We start from the raw sequence: 20,149 nt of genomic DNA on the forward strand, positions 1-20,149 counted from the left end.
CTCTTCACCTCGGATGCAGCAGCCGCGGGTTGCTGATGATCGACAGGATGTCGGCCAGCAGGTTCAGCAGGATGTAGGTGCAGGCGAAGATCAGGCAGGCGGCCTGGACCACCGGGATGTCGCGCTTGGACACCGAGTCGACCATCAGCTGCCCCAGGCCCGGATAGACGAACACCACCTCGACCAGCACCACGCCGACCACCAGGTAGGCGAGGTTGATGGCGATCACGTTGATGATCGGCGACAGGGCGTTCGGCAGCGCGTGCATCAGGATGATCCGCGACCGGGTCAGCCCCTTGAGCCGCGCCATCTCGATATACGGGCTGGCCATCAGGTTGATGATCGCCGCCCGGGTCATCCGCATCATGTGCGCGGTGGTCACCAGGGTCAGGGTGACCGCCGGCAGGATGCAGCGGTAGACCCGCTCCCAGAACGGCGTGTCCGGCGTCACGTTCACGATCGACGGGAACCAGCCCCACTGCACCGCGAACAGGAAGATCAGCGCGTAGGCGATGAAGAACTCGGGAAACGAGATCGACGACAGCGTCACCAGGTTGATGCCGCGGTCGAACCAGCCGTTGCGGAACAGCGCCGCCAGGATACCGAGCGCAACCGCCAGCGGCACCGCGATCGCCGCCGCCAGGCCGGCCAGGAACAGGGTGTTCCACAGCCTGACGGCGATCAGCTCGGTGATCTCGCGCTTGCTGGCCAGCGACCGCCCCAGGTCGCCCTGCACGATGTCGCCGAGCCAGGCGATGTAGCGGAGATGGGCGGGGACGTCGAGGCCGAGCTCGCGCCGGAACGCCGCCACGGTCTCGGGGGTCGCGCCCTGCCCGAGGATTGCCTGGGTGATGTCGCCCGGCAGCATCTCCACCGAGAGGAAGATGATCAGCGACACCACGAACAGGGTCAGGAGGCCCAGCGCCAGGCGCTGGGCCACCATGGACAGGATCGCCCCCACCCCCTCGTCCCCCGCCTAGGTCAGGCGAACCACCAGCGCTCGACCGCCTTGTGGCCGTCCATGTCCCAGTTGCCGGCGAGCTTGTCGTGCGCCAGCTTGGTCGACGACGCGCCGACGTAGTTGGCGAACATCGGGACCACCACGCCGCCCTCGTCGCGCACGATCGTCTGCATCTCGCGATACATGTCGGTGCGCTTGGCCTCGTCCAGCTCGACCCGGGCGGCGACCAGGAGCTTGTTGAACTTCTCGTGCTCCCAGTAGGTGTCGTTCCAGGCGACGCCGGCCTCGTAGGCGGTCGAGAACATCCAGTCGGCGGTCGGGCGGCCGCCCCAGTAGCAGGCCGACCAGCCCTTCTTCATCCAGACGTTCGACCAGTAGCCGTCGTTCGGCTCGCGGATCACGTTGACGGTGATCCCGGCCTTGGCCGCGTGCTCCTTGTAGAGCACGGCGGCGTCGACCGCGCCGGCGAAGGCGGCGTCGGCCGCCGACAGGTCGATCGTCAGCCCCTCGGCCCCGGCCTTCTTCAGGTGGAACTTCGCCTTGTCCGGGTCGTAGGCGCGCTGCTCCAGCTCGGCATAGAAGCTGGTGGCCGGCGCGATCGGCGTGTCGTTGCCGACCTTGCCGTGCCCGCGCAGGATCTTCTGCACCATCTCCTCGCGGTTGACCGAGTATTTCAGGGCCAGCCGGAGGTCGTTGTTGTCGAACGGCGCCTGGTTGGTGAGCATCGGGAAGGTGTAGTGCTGGGTGCCGGTGACGTCGTAGATCTCGACGTCGCGGTTGCGCTTCAGCAGATGCACGGTCTTCAGGTCGCAGCGGTCCATCAGGTGGACCTCGCCGGTGGTCAGCGCGTTGGTCCGCGCCGCCACGTCGATGATCGACAGAATCTCGACGCTGTCGAAATGCGCCCGCCCCTGCTTCCAGTAGTTCGGATTGCGCTCCAGGAAGGACCGGACGCCCGGCTCGAACGCCTTGATGATGTAGCCGCCGGTACCGGCCCCCGACTTCCAGTCGACCTTGCCGTCGCCGCTCGAGGGCATGATGCCGATGTGGTAGTCGCTCAGCAGGTACGGCAGGTCGGCGTTGCCGGCCTCGAGGGTCAGCACCACGTTGTCGCCGTCGGCCTTGAGCGAGGTGATCGGCGCCAGCAGCGGCTTGGCCGGGGACTTCGAGTCCTCGCCGCGATGGTGGTTGATCGAGTCGATCACGTCCTCGGCGGTCAGCGACTTGCCGTTGTGGAAGGTCACGCCCTTGCGGATCTTGAAGGTCCAGGTCTTGGCGTCCGGCGAGGCGTCCCAGCTCTCGGCCAGTTCGCCGACCAGCTTGCCGGTGTTGTCGATCTCGGTCAGGCAGTTGCGCATGCCGCCGAAGCCGACCGACTGCATGTAGCTGTCGGTGAAGGTCGCCGGGTCCAGGGTGTCGGTGGTCGAGCCCGCCCCGATCGCGACCTTGAGCGCGCCGCCCTTGTTCGGGGTCGCAGCCATGGCCGACCGGCCGAGCACGCGCTCCGCCGCGCCGACGGCACCGAGCGCCGCCGCCCCCTTGATCAGATCGCGCCGACCGATGCGCCCCATCGCCAGCAGTCGCGCCATCTCGTCGTGTGTCGTCATCCCCGAATCTCCTGTTGCGATGGCCGGAGATCCATGCCCCCGGCCTTTTTTTGATGCACGGGCCGGTCCGCACGGCGTTGCGCCGGCGTCTGTCCGTTTTTCGATGTTTGGTTCGAAATCGTAGCACCCTGGCGAGAAGGTTCAACCGCCCTCGGCTACCGCGGGTGCCGCGCCGGCGACCGGTATCAGCCGGATTCCGACGCGGACCGCCGATTCGCACGCCATCGCGCCAGCTCGATTCCGGCCCCGATGCCCTGGCCCTCGAGCGCCTGCAGGATCGCCACCAGGGCGTCGTCGCGGCTGCGCTCCATGTCGCGGACCGACCGGCCCGCGGCCTGTTCCTCGGCCTGTTCCGACACCCGGTCGATCAGCGCGTCGGTCAGTTCCGGCGCCTCGAGCTTGGTCCAGGGCAGCTTCAGCGCCGGCCCGAACTGCGCCATGAAATGCCGCATCCCGGCCTCGCCGCCGGCCAGCCGGTAGATCCCGAAGGTCCCCATGAACGCCCAGCGCAGGCCGGCGCCGTAATGCACCGCCCGGTCGATCTCGTCGGTGGTGGCGACCCCGTCGTTGACCAGGTGCAGGGCCTCGCGCCACAGCGCCTCCAGCAGCCGGTCGGCGATGAAGCCGTCGATCTCGGTGCGGACGTGCAGCGGGTGCATGCCGAGCGAGGCGTAGAACGCCGTCGCCGCCTCGATCGTCTCCGGCGCGGTCGCGGAACCGCCGCAGACCTCGACCAGCGGCAGCAGGTAGACCGGGTTGAACGGGTGCCCCACCACCACGCGCCCGGGGTGGGCGCAGTCCGCCTGCAGCCGGCTCGGCAGCAGGCCGGAGGTGCTGGTCCCCAGGATCACGTCGGGCGGTGCGACGGCATCGGCACGGGCCAGCAGCGCCCGCTTCAGGTCCTCGCGCTCGGGCGCGCTCTCCTGGACGAAATCGGCACCCTCGACGGCGGCCTCCACCGAGGCGGCGTAGGTGACGCTGCCGCGCCGGGCCGGCGGCTCCGGGAACAGCCCCCGCATCGCCCGCTCGGCGTTGCCGAGTACCGCCTCGGTCTTGCGGCGGACCTCCGGGTCCGGGTCGGCGATCGCCACGTCGATGCCGTTCTCGACCAGCCGGGCGGCCCAGCCGGCGCCGATCACCCCGGCGCCCAGCAGGGCGACCCGGCGGATTTCGCTGCGCATCGCCGCCTCCTCAGGCCGGCGCGCGCAGGCCGAGCCTGGCGCGCACCTCGGCCGGCCCGAGCGGCCTCGCGCCCATGCCCGTCAGGACCTGCAGCGCCCGCTCGACCAGCTGGCCGTTGGACGCCAGCACGCCGCGCCCGAGATACAGGTTGTCCTCCAGGCCGACCCGGATGTTGCCGCCGGCGAGCGCCGCCGCCGCCACCCAGGGCAGCTGCATCCGGCTGATCCCGAACGAGCTCCAGACCGAGCCCTTCGGCAGCTTGTGGACCATCGCCAGCAGGGTCCCGAGGTCGGACGGCGCGCCATAGGGGATGCCGGTGCAGAGCTGGATCAGCGGCGTGCCCTCGATCAGCCCCTCCTCGACCAGCTTCTCGACGAACCAGAGATGGCCGGTGTCGAACACCTCGAGCTCGGGCTTCACCCCCAGCTCCATGATCCGCCGCGCCTTGGCCCGCAGCATGTCCGGGGTGTTGACGACGATGAAGTTGCCGTCGCCGAAGTTCATCGAGCCGCAGTCCAGGGTGCAGATCTCCGGCCGCAGCGCCTCGATATGCGACAGCCGCGCCATCGGCCCGACCATGTCGGTGGTCTCGCCGTCGAGTTCCAGCGGCGTCTCGCCCGGCCCGAAGCCGAGGTCGCCGCCCATGCCGGCGGTCAGGTTGAGCACCACGTCGACGCCGGAGTCGCGGACCCGCTCGACCACCTCGCGGTACAGCTCGTCGCGCCGGCTGCCCTTGCCGGTCTCCGGCTCGCGCACGTGGATATGGGCGACCGCCGCGCCGGCCCGCGCCGCCTCGACCGCGGCGGCGGCGATCTGGGCCGGCGTGACCGGCAGCTCCGGATGCTTGCCGGCGGTGTCGCCCGCACCGGTGACGGCGCAGGTGACGAAGGGTTCGAAATTCATCGGTCGGCTCCCGCTCTATGGCTGTCGGCTCGGCCGCGTCCCGGCACCGCCGAGCCGCGAGCTTAAGGCTGCGCGGGAATCGGACCGCTCGCAAATCCGTCGGTCTCCGACGGACCGAGAACACCCGGCACCGCGCCGACCCGACCGCCGGGTTCGCCCGGCAACCAGACCGACACCGTGGTGCCCGCGTTCCGACGGCTGTGGAAATCGATGCGGCCGCCGTGGGCGTCGACCAGCAGCTTGACCATCGTCAGCCCCAGCCCCGAGCCGCCGACCGCCGGCAGGGTCCGTTCGTGGGCCCGGAAGAACGGCTCGAACAGGCGCGGCACGTCCTCGGCGTCGACCCCGAGGCCCCGGTCGGAGACCCGGACGGTCACGCCGTCGGCGCCGGCATCGCCCTGGACCACCACCCGGGTCCCGCGCGGGGAATACTTGATCGCATTGGAGATCAGGTTGCCCAGGATCGTGCTCAGGGCCTGCGCGTCGGCCCAGACGCCGAGGTTCGGCGGCACCTCGACCGCGACGGCGACACCTGCGCTCTGCGACGCCGTCCGCAGCCTGCCCGCCGCGTCCTCGCAGAGAGCGGCAAGCTCGTTCAGGCGCGGCGCCGCCGCGGCGGCCTCGTGACCGTTGCGCCCCAGGTCCAGGACGGTGTTGATCTGCTCGAGCAGCTGCTTCGAGGCGGCATGGATGCTCTCGCAATACCCGCGGTGCCGGTCACGCAGCTCGCCGCCGATCCCGGCCAGCAGCATCTCGCAGAACCCGATGATGGCGTTCAGCGGCGTCCGCAGCTCGTGGCTCATCCGGGCCAGGAAGTCGACCTTGATGCGGTCGGCCTGGCTGGCCGCGTAGACCGCCGCCACCAGCCGCTCGTTGACGGACGTCAGCTCGGCGGTGCGGTCGGCCACCCGCTCCTCGAGCACCTCGTTCAGATGCCGCAGCTCCTGGTTGGCGGCCAGCATTTCGGACCGGCTCGGCGCCGCCAGCACGAAACGCAGGATCCGCCAGACCAGCGCCGCCGTCACGATCGAGACAATGGCGCAGGCGAGCTTGATCGCGCCGGCCAGCAGATACCAGGGCTGCCACAGCGTGACGATCCCGATCACGTGGGTCGCCGCGCACAGGATGATGAAGGCCGCGAACCAGTAGAGCACGCCGAACGGGTTGAGGTCGGGACGCCGCTGTCCGACGACCGCCAGGGCCGCGGGGATCGCCAGATAGGCGAGTGCGATCGCCGAGTCCGCGACGAAGTGCAGCCAGATCAGGCCCGGATCCCAGAGCAGGCAGAAGCCGTGCGGGGTCAAGTCCTGTGCCGTGAACAGCCGGTCGATCGCTGCCATGGGCCTTCTCCCTGCGGCGCGCACGTTTCTCGTGTACTTCGAGGGTATCATGCATATTGCTAAATTGCTCGATTTCACGATCGCGTCGGTTGTGGTTCCCAATTCGAGGGACCGCCGGTCGCTCCGGACGCTAAGATCGGCCGCACAGCCATCGTCGCTGGCGTCCGCCGGCGGCATTCCATCAGCGCAGGAGCAGCAGCATGGCCCGGGTCCGCGACATATCCATCGACGAGGTGCCGGCCGACGTCCGCCCGGTCTACGAGCGGTTCGCGACCGACTACGGTCCGTTCCTCAACCAGGTGAAGGTGTTCGCCCACCGGCCGCCGGCGCTGAAGCACCTGATGGGAATGCTGCTGGCCTTCGCCGACGAGGCGGTGCTGCCGAAGCGCTATCTGGAGATCGCGCTGGTGGTGGTCTCCAAGCTGATGGAATGCACCTACTGCGTCGGCCATCACGCGCCGCGATTGGTCGACCTCGGGGTCGCGCCGGAGTCGGTCGACCGCATCCTGGACGAGACCGTGCCGGGCTTCGACGCGGTCGACCATCTGGTGCGCGACTACGCCGTCCAGGTGACCGACAACCCGCAGCGGGTTCGCGACGCCCTGTTCACCGAGCTGCGCCGGCATTTCACCGAGGAGCAGATCGTCGAGCTGACCCTGCGCACCGCGCTCTGCGGGTTCTTCAACCGTTTCAACGACGTGCTGCAGATCGAGATGGAGGACGGCGTGATGGAGGACATGCTGTCGCGCGGCTTTACCGCCGCCAGCCTGCCGCAGCACGACCACGCCGACGCCGCCGAATAGGCGGCCCCGGCCACGGAACCCGACCGTCGGCCGGCCATTCCAGGATTGTCGGACCGGGCACCGCGAGCCTCCTGCTGCGGTGCCGGACACGCAACCCGAGGGATGGCCATGAACAGCCCGACCCTGCGCATCGTCGCCGTGCTCCTGACCGCCCTCGCGATGGTGCCGAGTGCGGCACACCTGCTGGAGATGCCGAACAAGCTGGCGCTGGCGCAGGCGGACTACGTCACCGTGCAGGCGGTCTATCGCGGCTGGGCACTGCTCGGCGCGGTCCTGATCGCGGCGCTGACCGCGGACATCGCCCTCGCGGTCTCGCTGCGCCGCGACCGCCGGGCCGGCGGCCTTGCCTTGCTCGGCGGCCTCCTGATCGCCTCGAGCCTGGCGATCTTCTTCGTCTGGGTGTTCCCGGCCAACCAGGCGACCGGCAACTGGACGAGCGTCCCGGCGAACTGGAAGGCGCTGCGGGCGCATTGGGAGTACGGCCACGCCGTCAACGCCATCGTCACCTTCGCGGCGCTCTGGGCGGTGACCGCAGCGGCGATCCGCCCGACGACCGCCGACCCGCCGCAATGAACTGCGTCTCGGATCGCGCGAACCCGGCAATTTTCGGCACCGTTTCCGGCCGGGAACGAAATCTTTGTTTGTGCAGTGCACAAATTTGCTTGATGCGCATCCGACGTTCTGTTTCATAGCCGCACGCCGGAACCGGCAGAACCGAAGGAGCGCGCAGCATGGTGGAACGGGTCGAGGTTGGTGGACTGCAGATCGCGAAGTCGCTTTACGATTTCGCCAACGCCGAGGCCCTGCCCGGCACCGGGGTATCGGCCGAGGATTTCTGGGCCGCCGCCGCCGCCATCGTCCATGATCTCGCCCCGAAGAACGCCGCCCTGCTGGCCGAGCGCGACGCGCTGCAGGCCAAGATCGACGACTGGCACAGGCAGCGCCGCGGCGCCCTGCTCGACCTCGAGGCCTACAAGGCGTTCCTGAAGCAGATCGGCTATCTGGTCGAGGAAGGACCGGCCTTTCAGGTCGGCACCTCGAACGTCGACGCCGAGATCGCAACCATCGCCGGCCCGCAGCTGGTGGTGCCGGTGATGAACGCGCGCTATGCGCTGAACGCCGCCAACGCCCGCTGGGGCAGCCTGTACGACGCGCTGTACGGCACCGATGCCATCGCCGACGACGGCGGCGCCGGGCGCAGCGGCGGCTACAACCCGGCGCGCGGCGCCAAGGTGATCGCCTGGGCGCGGGCCTTCCTGGACAAGGCGGCGCCGCTGGCCAAGGGCAGCCACGCCGACAGCGCCGGCTATGCGGTGACGGACGGCAAGCTCGCCGTCACCCTGAAGGACGGCAGCGTCACCGGGCTCGCCGACCCGGAGCGCTTCGTCGGCTTCAACGGCCCGGCCGACGCGCCGAGTTCGGTACTGCTGAGGAACCACGGCCTGCACGCCGAGATCGTGATCGACCGCAGCCGCCCGACCGGCAGGACCGACCCGGCCGGCGTCGCCGACCTGATCCTGGAGTCGGCGATCACCACCATCATGGACTGCGAGGACTCGGTCGCCGCGGTCGACGCCGAGGACAAGGTGCTGGTCTACCGGAACTGGCTCGGCCTGATGAAGGGCGACCTGTCCGAGAGCTTCCAGAAGGGCGGCCAGACCGTCGAGCGCCGGCTGAACCCGGACCGCAGCTACACCGCGCCGGACGGCTCGAAACTGACCGTGCACGGCCGGTCGCTGATGCTGGTGCGCAACGTCGGCCACCTGATGACCATCGACGCGATCCTCGACAGCGACGGCAAGGAGGTGCCCGAGGGCATCCTGGACGCGCTGTTCACCTCGGTGATCGCCAAGCACGACCTGCTCGGCAACGGCCCGCTGCGCAACTCGCGCGCCGGCTCGGTCTACATCGTGAAGCCGAAAATGCACGGGCCGAAGGAAGTCGCCTTCGCCGACGAGCTGTTCGCCCGCGTCGAGGACGCCATCGGGGTCGCCCGCAACACCCTCAAGATGGGCATCATGGACGAGGAGCGGCGGACCACCGTCAACCTCAAGGAGTGCATCCGGGCCGCCCGGGAGCGGGTGGTGTTCATCAACACCGGCTTCCTCGACCGCACCGGCGACGAGATGCACACCTCGATGGAGGCCGGGCCGATGATCCGCAAGGCCGACATGAAGGCCTCGGCCTGGATCCAGGCCTACGAGGCCTGGAACGTCGACATCGGCCTGGAGTGCGGGCTGACCGGCAAGGCGCAGATCGGCAAGGGCATGTGGGCCATGCCGGACCTGATGGCCGCCATGCTGGAGCAGAAGATCGGGCACCCGAAGGCCGGCGCCAGCACCGCCTGGGTGCCGTCGCCGACCGCCGCCACCCTGCACGCCACCCACTACCACGAGGTCGACGTGGCGACCCGCCAGCAGGAACTGCGCAGCCGCGGCCGCGCCAAGCTGGACGACATCCTGACGATCCCGGTCGCCGAGCGCCCGAACTGGACGCCGGCCGACATCCAGGCCGAGCTCGACAACAACGCCCAGGGCATCCTCGGCTACGTGGTGCGCTGGGTCGACCAGGGCGTGGGCTGCTCGAAGGTGCCGGACATCAACGACGTCGGCCTGATGGAGGACCGCGCCACCCTGCGGATCTCCAGCCAGCACATCGCCAACTGGCTGCACCACGGGATCTGCACCGAGGCCCAGGTGGCCGAGACCATGAAGCGCATGGCCGCAGTGGTCGACAAGCAGAACGCCGGCGACCCCGCCTACCGGCCGATGGCCCCGGGCTTCGACGACAGCGTCGCCTTCCAGGCGGCCTGCGACCTGGTGTTCAAGGGCCGCGAGCAGCCGAGCGGCTACACCGAGCCGGTGCTGCACCGCCGCCGCATCGAGGCGAAGGCCAGGTTCGGCGGTTGATCCGGGGCCCCTCCCTCCAGGGGGAGGGGCCTTGACACCGTCGGTGACCGTTGCGGCCGCGGCAGGTCTTGCCGGCCGGCTAGCGTCGAAATTCGGCGCGGCGGTCGCCTGCTGGCGATTTTCGCCCGGTCCCGAACAAATTTCCGGCGTGTTTTCCGTTCATTAAGAAATTCGGCGCACCATTTGCATGGGCGAGGGAGGACTCGACGGGTTCGAGGAAGAGACGATGGCACGGATCAACGAGGTACTCGGTCAAGACTCCCTGGGCGTCCTGCTGCGCCGGCTGAGCAGCCAGTTCCGCTCGCTGCTGCGGCACGTCGGCTATCGGCCGGAACGCCACTACATGCGCGGTCGCCACTAGCAGCCGACGGCGGACCACCGCCCCGTGGATCCCGGAGCGACCTGCTTGCGCAGGTCCTCCGGGACGACGACGGAAGGGCGGTGCACGCCGAAGCTCTCGCTTTGCCGCTCGTCATTCCGGCGGGGGCGCGCCAGCGCCCGGCTCCGGAACCCACCGGCGGAACCGGCGCCCGGGCAGCGACCCTCAGCGCGTGACGATCTCCGGCCCCATCAGGGTGGTCGGCAGCCAGGTCGACAGGCCCGGCACGTAGGTCACCAGGATCAGGAACAGGAACAGGATCATCACCCAGGGGGCGGCCGCCCGCACCACCTGGACCAGGCTCATGCCCGTTATCCCCGAGGTGACGAACAGGTTGAGCCCGATCGGCGGCGTGATCATGCCGATCTCCATGTTCACCACCATGATGATGCCCAGGTGGATCGGGTCGACCCCGAGCTGCACGGCGATCGGGAACACCACCGGCGCCACGATCAGCAGCAGCCCCGACGGCTCCATGAACTGCCCGCCGAGCAGCAGCAGCAGGTTGACCGCCAGCAGGAAGGTCCACCAGTTGAAACCGACCCCGAGCATCCAGTCGGTGATCGACTGCGGAATCCGCTCGGTCGTCAGCACATGGGCGAACAGCAGGGCGTTGGCGATGATGAACATCAGCATGACCGTGGTCTTCACCGCGTCGTGCATGACCTTCTGGGTCTCGCCGTGGAAGCAGGCGGGCAGGAACCGGGTGGCGACCAGCCACAGGTTCCGCCCGGCCGCCGCGCCGATCCCCTCGTCGCCGCGGCGCCAGGGCTGGCCCTTCAGCGGCCCCATGTCGCGGTACACGAACAGCGCGATCAGGAAGCTGTAGACCGCTGCCACCGCCGCCGCCTCGGTCGGCGTGAACACGCCGCCGTAGATGCCGCCGATGATGATCACGATCAGGAACAGGCCCCAGGAGGCGTCGGCCAGCGCGTCGCCGATCTCGCCGAGCCCGGCCCAGGGCTGGGCCGGCAGGTTCTTGATCCGGGCGGCGATGTAGATACCGACCATCAGCATCAGCCCGGCGACCAGGCCGGGGATGACGCCGGCCAGGAACATCCGGCCGACCGACACGTCGGTGGCGGCGGCGTAGACCACCATCACGATCGACGGCGGGATCAGGATGCCCAGCGTCCCGGCGTTGCAGATCACGCCGGCCGCGAACTCCTTGGAGTAGCCGACCTGGCGCATGCCGGCGATCGCGATGGTGCCGATCGCCACCACCGTCGCCGGCGACGACCCGGACAGTGCCGCGAACATCATGCAGGCGAACACGCCGGCCATCGCCAGGCCGCCGCGGAACGAGCCGACCGTGGCGATCGCGAAGCGGATGATCCGGCGCGCCACGCCGCCGGTCGACATGAAGGCCGAGGCCAGGATGAAGAACGGGATCGCCAGCAGCGTGTAGTGCTCCGAGCTCTCGTAGAACTTGAGCGCGATCGAGGCCAGCGAGTCGTTGGAGAACAGGATGATCGCGGTCAGGCTGGCGAGCCCGAGCGAGATCGCGATCGGCACGCCCAGGAACAGCAGCCCCAGGACCATCGCGAAGAGAACGAGCGATTCCATAATTTTTCTCCCCGCTCAGCCCTTGAGGACGCCTTCGTTCTCACGAACGAGGTCCTCGGCTTCATGGCCGGCGGCGAGGGATTCGCGGCGTCCGGTGACGATTGCCCAGCCGGCCTCGATCGCCCGGAAGGCGAACAGGACCATGCCGATCGGCAGGATCGAGTAGACCGCCCAGCGCGGCCAGTGCAGGTCCTCGGTGCGCAGGCCGATCTTGGCCATCTTGCCGACGTAGCCGGATCCGCAGAGCTTGCCGGTGACGAACGGGTTGCCGCAGGACCCGTAGAAGAAGATCCCGGCATAGATCACGCAGCAGGCCACGCCGAGCAGCACGAAGCCGCGGAACACCGGCTTCGGGAACAGCCGGATCAGCGCGTCGACCCCGAGATGGGCGCCGATCTTCAGGCCGTAGGAGCAACCGAACAGCACCAGCCAGGCGAAGCAGATCGTCGTCAGCTCTAGCGCCGAGACCCAGCCGGAGTTGAAGACGTAGCGGGCGATCACCTGGCTGAAGGTGACGATCGTCATGGTCGCCATCAGGAACGCCAGAATGGCGCGCTCGATGCGGTCGACCCAGTCCGAGACGGCCTGCATGCTCAATCCCCCCAAACACAGCGCGTGTTGTCGTTGCGACGTCCGTCAGGCGGCCCGGGCCGCGCGTCGCCCGGATGGACACGGCTGCGGCGGCACGGTCGCCCGTGCCGCCACCCCGCGAGGCTGGTCGATCAGTTGGTGGCGCTGGCCGACTGCGCCGCCTGGATCAGGTCGTCGCCGATATTCGGCCCGAACTTGTCCCAGACCGGCTTCATCGCGGCCTTCCAGGCCGCCCGCTGCTCGGCGGTCAGCTGCCGGACCGTGGTGCCGGCGTCGATGATCTTCTGCTTGTTCTGGTTGTTGATCTCCAGGGACTGCGTGTTCTTCTCGGCGGTCACCTCGTTGAAGATCGTGGTCAGCTGGGCGCGGACGTCGCCCGGCAGGCCGTTCCAGAACTCGGCCGAGGTCACCACGATGTAGTCGATGATGCCGTGGTTGGTCTCGGTGATGCCGTCCTGCACCTCGAAGAACTTCTGGGTGTAGATGTTCGAGAAGGTGTTCTCCTGGCCGTCGACGACGCCGGTCTGCAGGGCGCCGTAGACCTCCTTGAACGCCAGCTTCTGCGGGCTGGCGCCGAGCGCCTCGAACTGCGCCTGCAGGATGTCGGAGGGCTGGATGCGGAACTTCAGGCCCTTGGCGTCGGCCGGCACCTGCAGCGGCTTCTTGGCCGACAGCTGCTTCATGCCGTTGTGCCAGTAGCCGAGGCCGAGCAGGCCCTTGTCCTCGACCGAGCGCAGCAGGGCCTGGCCCTTCGGCGACTGCTGGAAGCGGTCGACCGCGGCGATGTCGTCGAACATGAACGGCAGGTCGAACACCTGGAAGGCCAGCGAGTAGTCCTCCATCTTCGACACCGACGGCGCCGCCATCTGCACGTCGCCGAGCAGCATGGCCTCGAGGACCTTGTTGTCGTCGAACAGCTGCGAGTTCGGGTAGACCTCGACGCAGACCTTGCCGTTCATCTCCTTGTTGACGCGCTCGGCGAGCAGCGTGGCGGCCTCGCCCTTCGGGTTGCCCTTGGCGGCGACCACGTGGCTGAACTTGATCACGGTCTCGCCGGCTTCGCAGCTCGCGAAGGCCGGGCCGGACACGGCCATCAGGGCGGCCGCCGCGACCGCGGCCGTCAGGGTGTAGCGCATGGATTTCCTCCCGTCGGATCCCGACGCCGGCGCAGGTCGGCCGGCGTTTCTATGCGCCCCTAAGCGCAAGCGGCGTACCAAAGCCGTCCCGGGCCCTGGCGTTGCCGGCATGGCGGGAAATGACGGTTTGTTGCAGAAACTTCCCGCACCGCAGAACAAAATTGCTGCGGCGCAATGGGAAGCGCGAGCGTGTGGAATTCCGCACAGGCCGCCGGGATCGCCGTGTGCGTTTCCACACAGCCTGCGCCGCGTCTCCGCCGGGCAGGCGCGGAACGGCTCATCCGCCGGGCGTTCGATCGATGCCGGGCCGGGCGACGGTCATTCGTTCGGCGGCCGATCGTCGGCCGGCCCGGCGGCCTGGTCGGCGGCCCGGTCGGCGGCCTGGTCGGCGGTCCGGATGTCGGCCCCGACCGCGGTGATCGCCCGCTCGACGATTTCGTATCCGAAGGCCCGGATGAGCAGCAGGCCAAGCAGGTAGCGGCGTGTCCGGTCGGAAAGACTGGCGCCCCGCAGCTTCTGGACCTGGAACCCGAAATCGACCCGGTCCTCCTCGTCCATCTCCGCCATTTCGGCGCACAGCGGGGCGAGGTTGAGCGCCGCCTTCTCGAAGTCGATCTTGCTCATCTCCTTGTCGATCGCCACCAGCATCGAACCGACCGCGGTGAATTCGCGCTGCAGGTTCTCCACCGCGATGCGCAGCACCTTCTCGCCGACGATGTTCAGCAGGAGCAGGCCGAGGTTCAGGGCCTTCACCCGGTCCGGCATCTGCGCGTTCGACAGGGCGTCGGTTTCCAGCGCGACCCGCTGCTGCTCCTCGACCGAAACGTTCTGCATTACCGCGAAGCAGTAGGACGGGAGCACGATCTTCGCTTCCTCGAACGACACCGACGCCATGATCTCGCTGATCGTCTTGGCCCGCGGCTCGGCGCGTTCACGGTCGACCGCCCGGTCGGCCGCCTTCAGGATGATCTCGAGCACGAAGCTCGGCCCGACGCCGACATCGCTGTCGCCGACCCGGAGCGTCACCAGCTTGGCGCGAAAGAACGCGAGCGACCCGAAGCCGGCGACCAGCACGAGGTTCAGGAGTTCCTTCGTCGGGAGAACGAAACCCGGCTCCCGGCCGCCGGGTTGGTCGGCCGCCAGCAGGCCGGCGATCACCAGCGCCCCGACCGCCGCCATCGCGTTCACCGCGATGTACAGGAGGCCCGGGGCCGTCCTGACCGCGGATACCGGGGAATCCTGGTACCGCGACACGAGCTCGCCGCCGCCCGCCATGCTACCGAAGAGGGCCACAAGGATGTACAGCGTCAGCGGAACGCCAAAAAACACCATCCCCGCACCCCCTATGGTAAGTTTCCCGGAAAATTTTTTTTGCCTAGAACGCGGCGCTCCTCTTCAGGAAGTCCCGGCCGGTCTCGGTCAGCTGGACGGCCGGGTCGCCGTTATGCGTGGTGTGTTCCAGCAGGCGGTCGTTCATCAGTCCGAACACGATGCTCTCGGCCAACGGGAACCGCTTCGAGAGCTGCTCCATCGACATGGGGCCAGGCTCCAGCTCGCGCATTACCGACAGGACTTCCGTCATGTTGCGGCGCCCTGGCCCGCGGCTTGACGCCGACTTCATCGTCGTCAGGAAGGCGCTGCTGCCGCCTTTCGTGAACCGGTAGTTCGAGGCCATCGGCCGTTCTCCAGTCTCGTCGCGGTCCCGCCCGGGCCGACCGCCAGTGTAGCCGGGTCCGGACACCGCGGGAAGCCGCGCCGGCCCGGCGACGGCTCGGCCTGACCACCCCGGAACCGCCATCCGGGACCGGCGCGCCGCGGCTTGCCCGCGAGGCATTCCCCTCCAGATGGGGACGGGAATCGCCGCTGTCGAGCGCGCCGGAAGCCCTGCGCCTCCCTGCCCTCAGGCCTGCGGCCCGCCGCGGAACCGGTCCGGGTCGACGCCGAGACGCTGCATCTTCTCGTACAGGGTCTTGCGGCCGATCCCGAGCCGGGCATGGGCGTCGGTGACCGAGCCGCCGGTCTCCGACAGGGTGGCCTCGATCACCGCCTTCTCGAAGCGGTCGACCTGGGCGGCGAGGCCGGCATGCCCGCCGGGCTCGGCCTCCCGGGGGTCGGCCATCAGCGGGTCGAGGCCGATCACCGCCCGCTCGGCGGCATGCTGCAGCTCGCGCACGTTGCCGGGCCAGCGATGGGCCCGCAGCCGGGTCAGCAGCGCCGGGTCGAGCGGGCCCACGTCGACCGCGTGCCGGGCCGCGTAGCGGTGCCGGAAATGCTCGAACAGCACCGGGATGTCCTCGGCCCGCTCGCGCAGCGCCGGGATCGCGATCGGCGCCACCGCCAGGCGGTAGTAGAGGTCCTCGCGGAACCCGCCGCGCTCCGCCCGCTCGCGCAGATCGTCCTTGGTGGCGGCGATCACCCGCACGTCCACCGGCACCGCCAGGTTCGAGCCGACCCGCTCGATGGTGCGCTCCTGCAGCACCCGCAGCAGCCGGACCTGCAGATCCAGCGGCATCGACTCGATCTCGTCGAGGAAGACGGTGCCGCCATGAGCGAACTCGAACCGGCCGATGCGGCGGCGCTGGGCCCCGGTGAAGGCGCCGGCCTCATGGCCGAACAGCTCGCTCTCGATCAGGCTCTCCGGCAGCGCGCCGCAGTTGATGGCGACGAACGGGCCGGCGGCCCGGTCGCTGCTCTGGTGCAGGGTGCGGGCGAGCAGTTCCTTGCCGGCGCCGGTCTCGCCGGTGATCAGCACGTCGACCTTGCGCGGGCCGATCGACCGGATGGTCCGGCGCAGCGCCTCGATCCGCGGCGAGGCGCCGATGATCGCGGCCGCCGGGTCGGCCGTCCCTTCCGCATCGCCGCGCTGCAGGCCGCGCAGCTCGAGCACCAGGCGGCGCTTCTCCAGCGCCCGGGCGACGGTGTTCACCAGCTGCTCCGGGTCGAACGGCTTCTCCAGGAAGTCGTAGGCCCCGGCCCGCATCGCCTCGACTGCCAGCGGCACGTCGCCATGGCCGGTGATCAGCACCACCGGCAGGTCGCGGTCGGCGGCCAGCGCCGCCCGCATCAGCGCGAGCCCGTCGGTCCCCGGCATCCGGATGTCGCTGACCACGATGCCGTCGGTGTCCGGCCCCAGCCGGGACAGCACCGGGTCGGCGCGCTCGTGGGTCTCGACCGCCAGCCCGGCCAGTTCCAGCGACTGCGCGCACGACCGCAGCACGTCCGGATCGTCGTCGATCAGGATCACGGTACCGGTCTCGCTCATGCCGCCACCTCCGCCGGACAGGCCCGCAGGGTCAGGCGGAACACCGCACCGGCTCGCCCCTGCGGTTCGATCACCGCCAGGGTGCCGCCCATGTCCTGCATGATCGAGTAGGAAATCGTCAGGCCGAGGCCGAGGCCGGCCCCGGGTTCCTTGGTGGTGTACATCGGTTCGAAGACCCTGTCGCGGCGCTCCGCCGGAATGCCGGGGCCGCTGTCGGCGACGGTGATCTCGACGACATCGCCGGAGGCGACCGCATCGATGACGATCCAGCGCTCGCGGCCGCCGGCGACCGCATCGAGGGCATTGGTCAGCAGGTTCACGAACACCTGCTCGAGCCGCACCGGATCGGCGTTCACGGCGGTGCCGGAGATACCGGAGCCGACCCGGATCGCGACCCCGGAATCGCGGGCCTGGTGGGCGACCAGCTGCAGCGCCGACTGCACCACGCCGACCAGCGGCGTCGTCCCGAGGGTCAGCCGGCCCTTGCGGGCGAACGACTTCAGGTGCCGGATCAGCCGGTTCGCCCGCTCCGTGACGTCGGCGATGGTGCGCAGGTTGTCCTGCACCGCCTGCATGCGGCCGGCGGCCAGCAGCTTGAGGGTGTTGTCGGCATAGGACCGGATCGCCGTGATCGGCTGGTTCAGCTCGTGGCCGAGCCCGGTCAGCATCTGGCCGAGGGCGGCCATCTTCTCGGCCTGCACCAGCTCGTCGCGGGCGGTGGCGAGGTCGGCGGTGCGTTCCTCGACCCGGCGCTCGAGATCGGCGGCGGCCCGCTCCAGGGCGACCCGGCTGCGCTCCTCCAGCTCCAGCTTCTCGCGCATGGTCCGGCGGCGCTGCACCGACGCCCACCATGCCCCGGAGAGCGCCAGCAGCGCGACCCCGGCGATCAGCGTGAACGCGACGATCCGGGTGTCGGCGGCCGCGGTGCTGGCCAGCATCACCACGGTCCAGCCGGCATCGGGCATGTCGGCCTCGAGCCGCATGAAGCGGTCCGCCGCCTCCCGGCCCAGGGTCACCACCGGTGCGGCGGCGGCCACCGCGGCCTCCTGGACCGGCAACGGCGGGCGGTCGACCCGGTCGTAGCGCCGGGTCTCGGACAGCCGCGCCCGCTCGCCGTCGGAAAGGGCACCCAGCGGCCGGTACAGCCAGTCCTGCCGGTCCGACATGAACACCATGCGGGTGTCGTCGAGCACCAGGACGTGATCGTCGCGGCGGTGCCAGACCCGCTCCATCTCCTCGACGTCGACCTTCACCGCCAGCGCGCCGACCACCTCGCCGGCCCGGCGCACCGGAAAGGCGAAGTAGTAGCCGCGCCGGTTGGACGTGGTGCCGAGCGCGAAGAACCGGCCGAGCCGGCCCTGCATGGCCTCGATGAAATACGGCCGGTAGGCGAAGTTCTGGCCGACGAAGGTCGGCCGGTCGTCCCAGTTGCTGGCGGCGATCGTGGTCCCCGAGGCGTCCATCACGTAGACGTCCGAGGCGCCGATCACCCGGGCGGTGCGGACGTACAGCCGGTTGGCGGCGGCGATCGCCGCGGGATCGGGCTCCGGGGTCTCGAACAGCGCCCGGGTCACCGGGTGCTCGGCCACCAGGGTGGGCTGCGCGCGGAACTTGTCGAGCCGGCCGCGCAGGTTGGCGACGTAGAGGTCGAGCGTGGCCCGGCTCTGCGCCGCCAGTTCGTCATGGACCAGGTGCGACGCGCCGCGGTGGATCGCCAGCACGGCGAACATCAGGGCCAGCGCCCAGAGCGGGATCAGGATCGGTCGGCTCACGGCCTCGGCCCGGCGGCGATTGGAACAGCGGCGGTTGCGTCCGGCACCGCGACCGGCGCCGTCCCCTGTTTATGCCGCGACTGCGGCGAAAGCGCGACGGGACTCCGCCCCCGCCGGCCCGATCACGCTTCCGGCGCGATCACTCTTCCGGCTGGGCCGGCATCGGCCTGACCGTCAGGGTGGTGCCGTCGACCCCAGTGACTTCGACCTTGCGGCCGACCGGAACGTCCTGCTTGCAGGTGACGCGCCACCGGGTGTCGCCGACGGTGACGGCGCCGTAGCCGTTCTCGATCGCCTCGATCACCGTGACCGTATGGCCGATCGCCGAGCGCCCGCGCCGGTTCAGGGTGTCGTCGAGCGGCTGGTCGCCGTTCCACAGCCGGCGGGCCGCCCAGCGCACCGGGAAGTACGACACGAAGGCCAGGGTCGCGAACACCACCGCCTGCCATGCCGCCCCGATCTCGACCGCGGCGGCCACCAGCCCGGTCGCCACGCCGGCGATCCCGAACCACAGCAGCACGTTGGTCGGCAGGACCATCTCGAGCGCGGCGAGGCTCAACCCGAGTGCGATCCAGTGCCAGGCCTCGGGCTGGAAATCGGCCACCGGCGTCAGCCCTTATCGCTGCCGGGCGCCGGCCGGCGCGGGGCCGGCGGAGGACTCGCCGGGGCGACGGCGGCGCTCGGGGCCGCGGCTCCGCCGGACGGCACCGAGCGGCGGTTCGCCGCGCGCGCGCCGGCGCTGGTGCCGCCGCCACCGCCGCCGCCATTGCCGCCCGTCGGTCCGAGCTCGCTGAGCAGTTCGCGGATGCCGCCGATCGCCCCGAGGATCCCGGTCGCCTCCAGCGGCAGGAACACCGTCTTCTGGTTCGGCGACTGCGCGAAATCGCTCAGCGCCTCGGTGTATTTCAGCGCCACGAAGTAGTTCACCGCGTCGTGGCCGCCCTTGTTGATGGCGAGCGCCACCGACTCGGTGGCGTTGGCCTCGGCGAGGGCCAGCCGCTCGCGCGCCTCGGCCTCGCGCTTGGCGGCCTCCAGGTCGCCTTCCGCCTGCAGGATCTTGGCCTGCTTGTCGCCCTCGGCGCGCTCGATCTGCGACTGCCGGTAGCCCTGCGCCTCCAGCACCAGGGCGCGCTTCTCGCGCTCGGCCTTCATCTGCGCGCCCATGGCGTCGAGCAGGTCGGTGGGCGGCGAGATGTCGCGGATCTCGACGCGGGTGATCTTGGTGCCCCAGGGATCGGTCGCCTCGTCCATGGTGTGCAGGATCTTGCGGTTCATCTCGTCGCGCGACGACAGCGCCTCGTCCAGGTCGGTGCTGCCGAGCACCGAGCGGATGTTGGTGAGGGCCAGGTTGGTCAGCGAGCGGTCCAGCTCGCGCACCTCGTAGGCGGCGCGCCGGGCGTCGACCACCTGGTAGAACACGATGGCGTCGACCTTCACCGAGGCGTTGTCGCGGGTGATGACGTCCTGCTCGGGGATGTCGAGCACGGTCTCCATCATGTTGATGCGGCGCCCGATCCGGCTGAACAGCGGGTTGATCAGGCCGAGCCCGGGCGACAGGGTGCGCACGTAGCGCCCGAACCGCTCGACCGTCCATTCCTCGCCCTGGGGCACGATCTTGATACCCTTGACGACCAGCACGCCGATCACGACGGCGAGGACGACCAGCGCGATGTTGGTCCCGTTCAGATAGGCATCGATCGGCATCGGCGGCTCCGGCCCTTCTGGTCTTGCAGTGCGG

Annotated in this window: 18 protein-coding genes; 4 read left to right on the plus strand and 14 right to left on the minus strand. The window is 69.7% G+C overall.

The genetic code is table 11. From position 1 onward, the window contains the following. Positions 1–4 precede the first annotated feature (4 nt). The 5 genes from RIC31_RS04225 to RIC31_RS04245 all read right to left on the minus strand — a co-directional run bounded on the left by RIC31_RS04225 (position 5) and on the right by RIC31_RS04245 (position 5,993). Positions 5–961, minus strand: coding sequence for an ABC transporter permease (locus RIC31_RS04225; protein WP_350103358.1), 957 nt, complete (start codon positions 959–961; stop codon positions 5–7). 20 nt (positions 962–981) lie between these two features. Further along, on the minus strand, positions 982–2,568 hold the full coding sequence (locus tag RIC31_RS04230) for an ABC transporter substrate-binding protein (protein WP_350103359.1): 1,587 nt from the start codon (positions 2,566–2,568) through the stop codon (positions 982–984). Between the two features lie 185 nt (positions 2,569–2,753). Continuing rightward, positions 2,754–3,749 (minus strand): L-carnitine dehydrogenase, encoded by a 996-nt coding sequence (locus RIC31_RS04235; protein ID WP_350103360.1) that lies wholly within the window; start codon positions 3,747–3,749, stop codon positions 2,754–2,756. 10 nt (positions 3,750–3,759) lie between these two features. Further along, positions 3,760–4,653 (minus strand): beta-keto acid cleavage family enzyme, encoded by an 894-nt coding sequence (locus RIC31_RS04240; RefSeq protein WP_350103361.1) that lies wholly within the window; start codon positions 4,651–4,653, stop codon positions 3,760–3,762. A 62-nt stretch (positions 4,654–4,715) separates the two neighbouring features. After that, positions 4,716–5,993 (minus strand): sensor histidine kinase, encoded by a 1,278-nt coding sequence (locus tag RIC31_RS04245; protein ID WP_350103362.1) that lies wholly within the window; start codon positions 5,991–5,993, stop codon positions 4,716–4,718. A 200-nt stretch (positions 5,994–6,193) separates the two neighbouring features. On the opposite strand from RIC31_RS04245, the gene RIC31_RS04250 reads away from it, so the two are divergent. The 4 genes from RIC31_RS04250 (at position 6,194) to RIC31_RS04265 (ending at position 10,066) form a co-directional block, all read left to right on the plus strand. Beyond that, entirely contained in the window at positions 6,194–6,796 is a 603-nt protein-coding gene (locus RIC31_RS04250) for a carboxymuconolactone decarboxylase family protein (protein ID WP_350103363.1), read from the plus strand. 108 nt (positions 6,797–6,904) lie between these two features. Next, positions 6,905–7,369, plus strand: coding sequence for a hypothetical protein (locus RIC31_RS04255; protein ID WP_350103364.1), 465 nt, complete (start codon positions 6,905–6,907; stop codon positions 7,367–7,369). Between the two features lie 158 nt (positions 7,370–7,527). Beyond that, the gene (locus tag RIC31_RS04260) at positions 7,528–9,705 is read left to right on the plus strand and encodes a malate synthase G (RefSeq protein WP_350103365.1); all 2,178 of its coding nucleotides are present in this window, start codon (positions 7,528–7,530) and stop codon (positions 9,703–9,705) included. A gap of 226 nt (positions 9,706–9,931) precedes the next feature. After that, a complete protein-coding gene (locus RIC31_RS04265; RefSeq protein ID WP_350103366.1) occupies positions 9,932–10,066 on the plus strand; it encodes a hypothetical protein in 135 nt (44 codons plus the stop codon). A gap of 183 nt (positions 10,067–10,249) precedes the next feature. Here RIC31_RS04265 and RIC31_RS04270 read toward each other — a convergent pair whose 3' ends face one another. From RIC31_RS04270 to RIC31_RS04310, 9 genes are all read right to left on the minus strand, one after another. Beyond that, the gene (locus RIC31_RS04270) at positions 10,250–11,650 is read right to left on the minus strand and encodes a TRAP transporter large permease (RefSeq protein ID WP_350103367.1); all 1,401 of its coding nucleotides are present in this window, start codon (positions 11,648–11,650) and stop codon (positions 10,250–10,252) included. A gap of 15 nt (positions 11,651–11,665) precedes the next feature. Further along, positions 11,666–12,241 (minus strand): TRAP transporter small permease, encoded by a 576-nt coding sequence (locus RIC31_RS04275; RefSeq protein ID WP_350103368.1) that lies wholly within the window; start codon positions 12,239–12,241, stop codon positions 11,666–11,668. Positions 12,242–12,372: 131 nt separating this feature from the next. After that, a complete protein-coding gene (locus tag RIC31_RS04280) occupies positions 12,373–13,377 on the minus strand; it encodes a TRAP transporter substrate-binding protein (protein WP_350103369.1) in 1,005 nt (334 codons plus the stop codon). A 318-nt stretch (positions 13,378–13,695) separates the two neighbouring features. Then, the gene (locus tag RIC31_RS04285) at positions 13,696–14,709 is read right to left on the minus strand and encodes a hypothetical protein (protein WP_350103370.1); all 1,014 of its coding nucleotides are present in this window, start codon (positions 14,707–14,709) and stop codon (positions 13,696–13,698) included. Between the two features lie 43 nt (positions 14,710–14,752). After that, positions 14,753–15,052 (minus strand): hypothetical protein, encoded by a 300-nt coding sequence (locus tag RIC31_RS04290; protein WP_350103371.1) that lies wholly within the window; start codon positions 15,050–15,052, stop codon positions 14,753–14,755. A gap of 225 nt (positions 15,053–15,277) precedes the next feature. Beyond that, complete coding sequence (locus tag RIC31_RS04295) at positions 15,278–16,639, minus strand: sigma-54-dependent transcriptional regulator (RefSeq protein WP_350103372.1); 1,362 nt, start codon at positions 16,637–16,639, stop codon at positions 15,278–15,280. Continuing rightward, the gene (locus RIC31_RS04300) at positions 16,636–18,411 is read right to left on the minus strand and encodes a sensor histidine kinase (RefSeq protein WP_350103375.1); all 1,776 of its coding nucleotides are present in this window, start codon (positions 18,409–18,411) and stop codon (positions 16,636–16,638) included. Before RIC31_RS04300 ends, RIC31_RS04295 begins: the two co-directional genes overlap by 4 nt. Before the next feature lie 139 nt (positions 18,412–18,550). Further along, entirely contained in the window at positions 18,551–19,015 is a 465-nt protein-coding gene (locus RIC31_RS04305; protein ID WP_350103378.1) for an NfeD family protein, read from the minus strand. 5 nt (positions 19,016–19,020) lie between these two features. Continuing rightward, positions 19,021–20,115, minus strand: a complete 1,095-nt coding sequence (locus RIC31_RS04310; protein WP_350103381.1) for an SPFH domain-containing protein — start codon at positions 20,113–20,115, stop codon at positions 19,021–19,023. Positions 20,116–20,149 lie beyond the last annotated feature (34 nt).

It is taken from the genome of Thalassobaculum sp. (assembly GCF_040219615.1).
Lineage (GTDB): Bacteria > Pseudomonadota > Alphaproteobacteria > Thalassobaculales > Thalassobaculaceae > Thalassobaculum_A.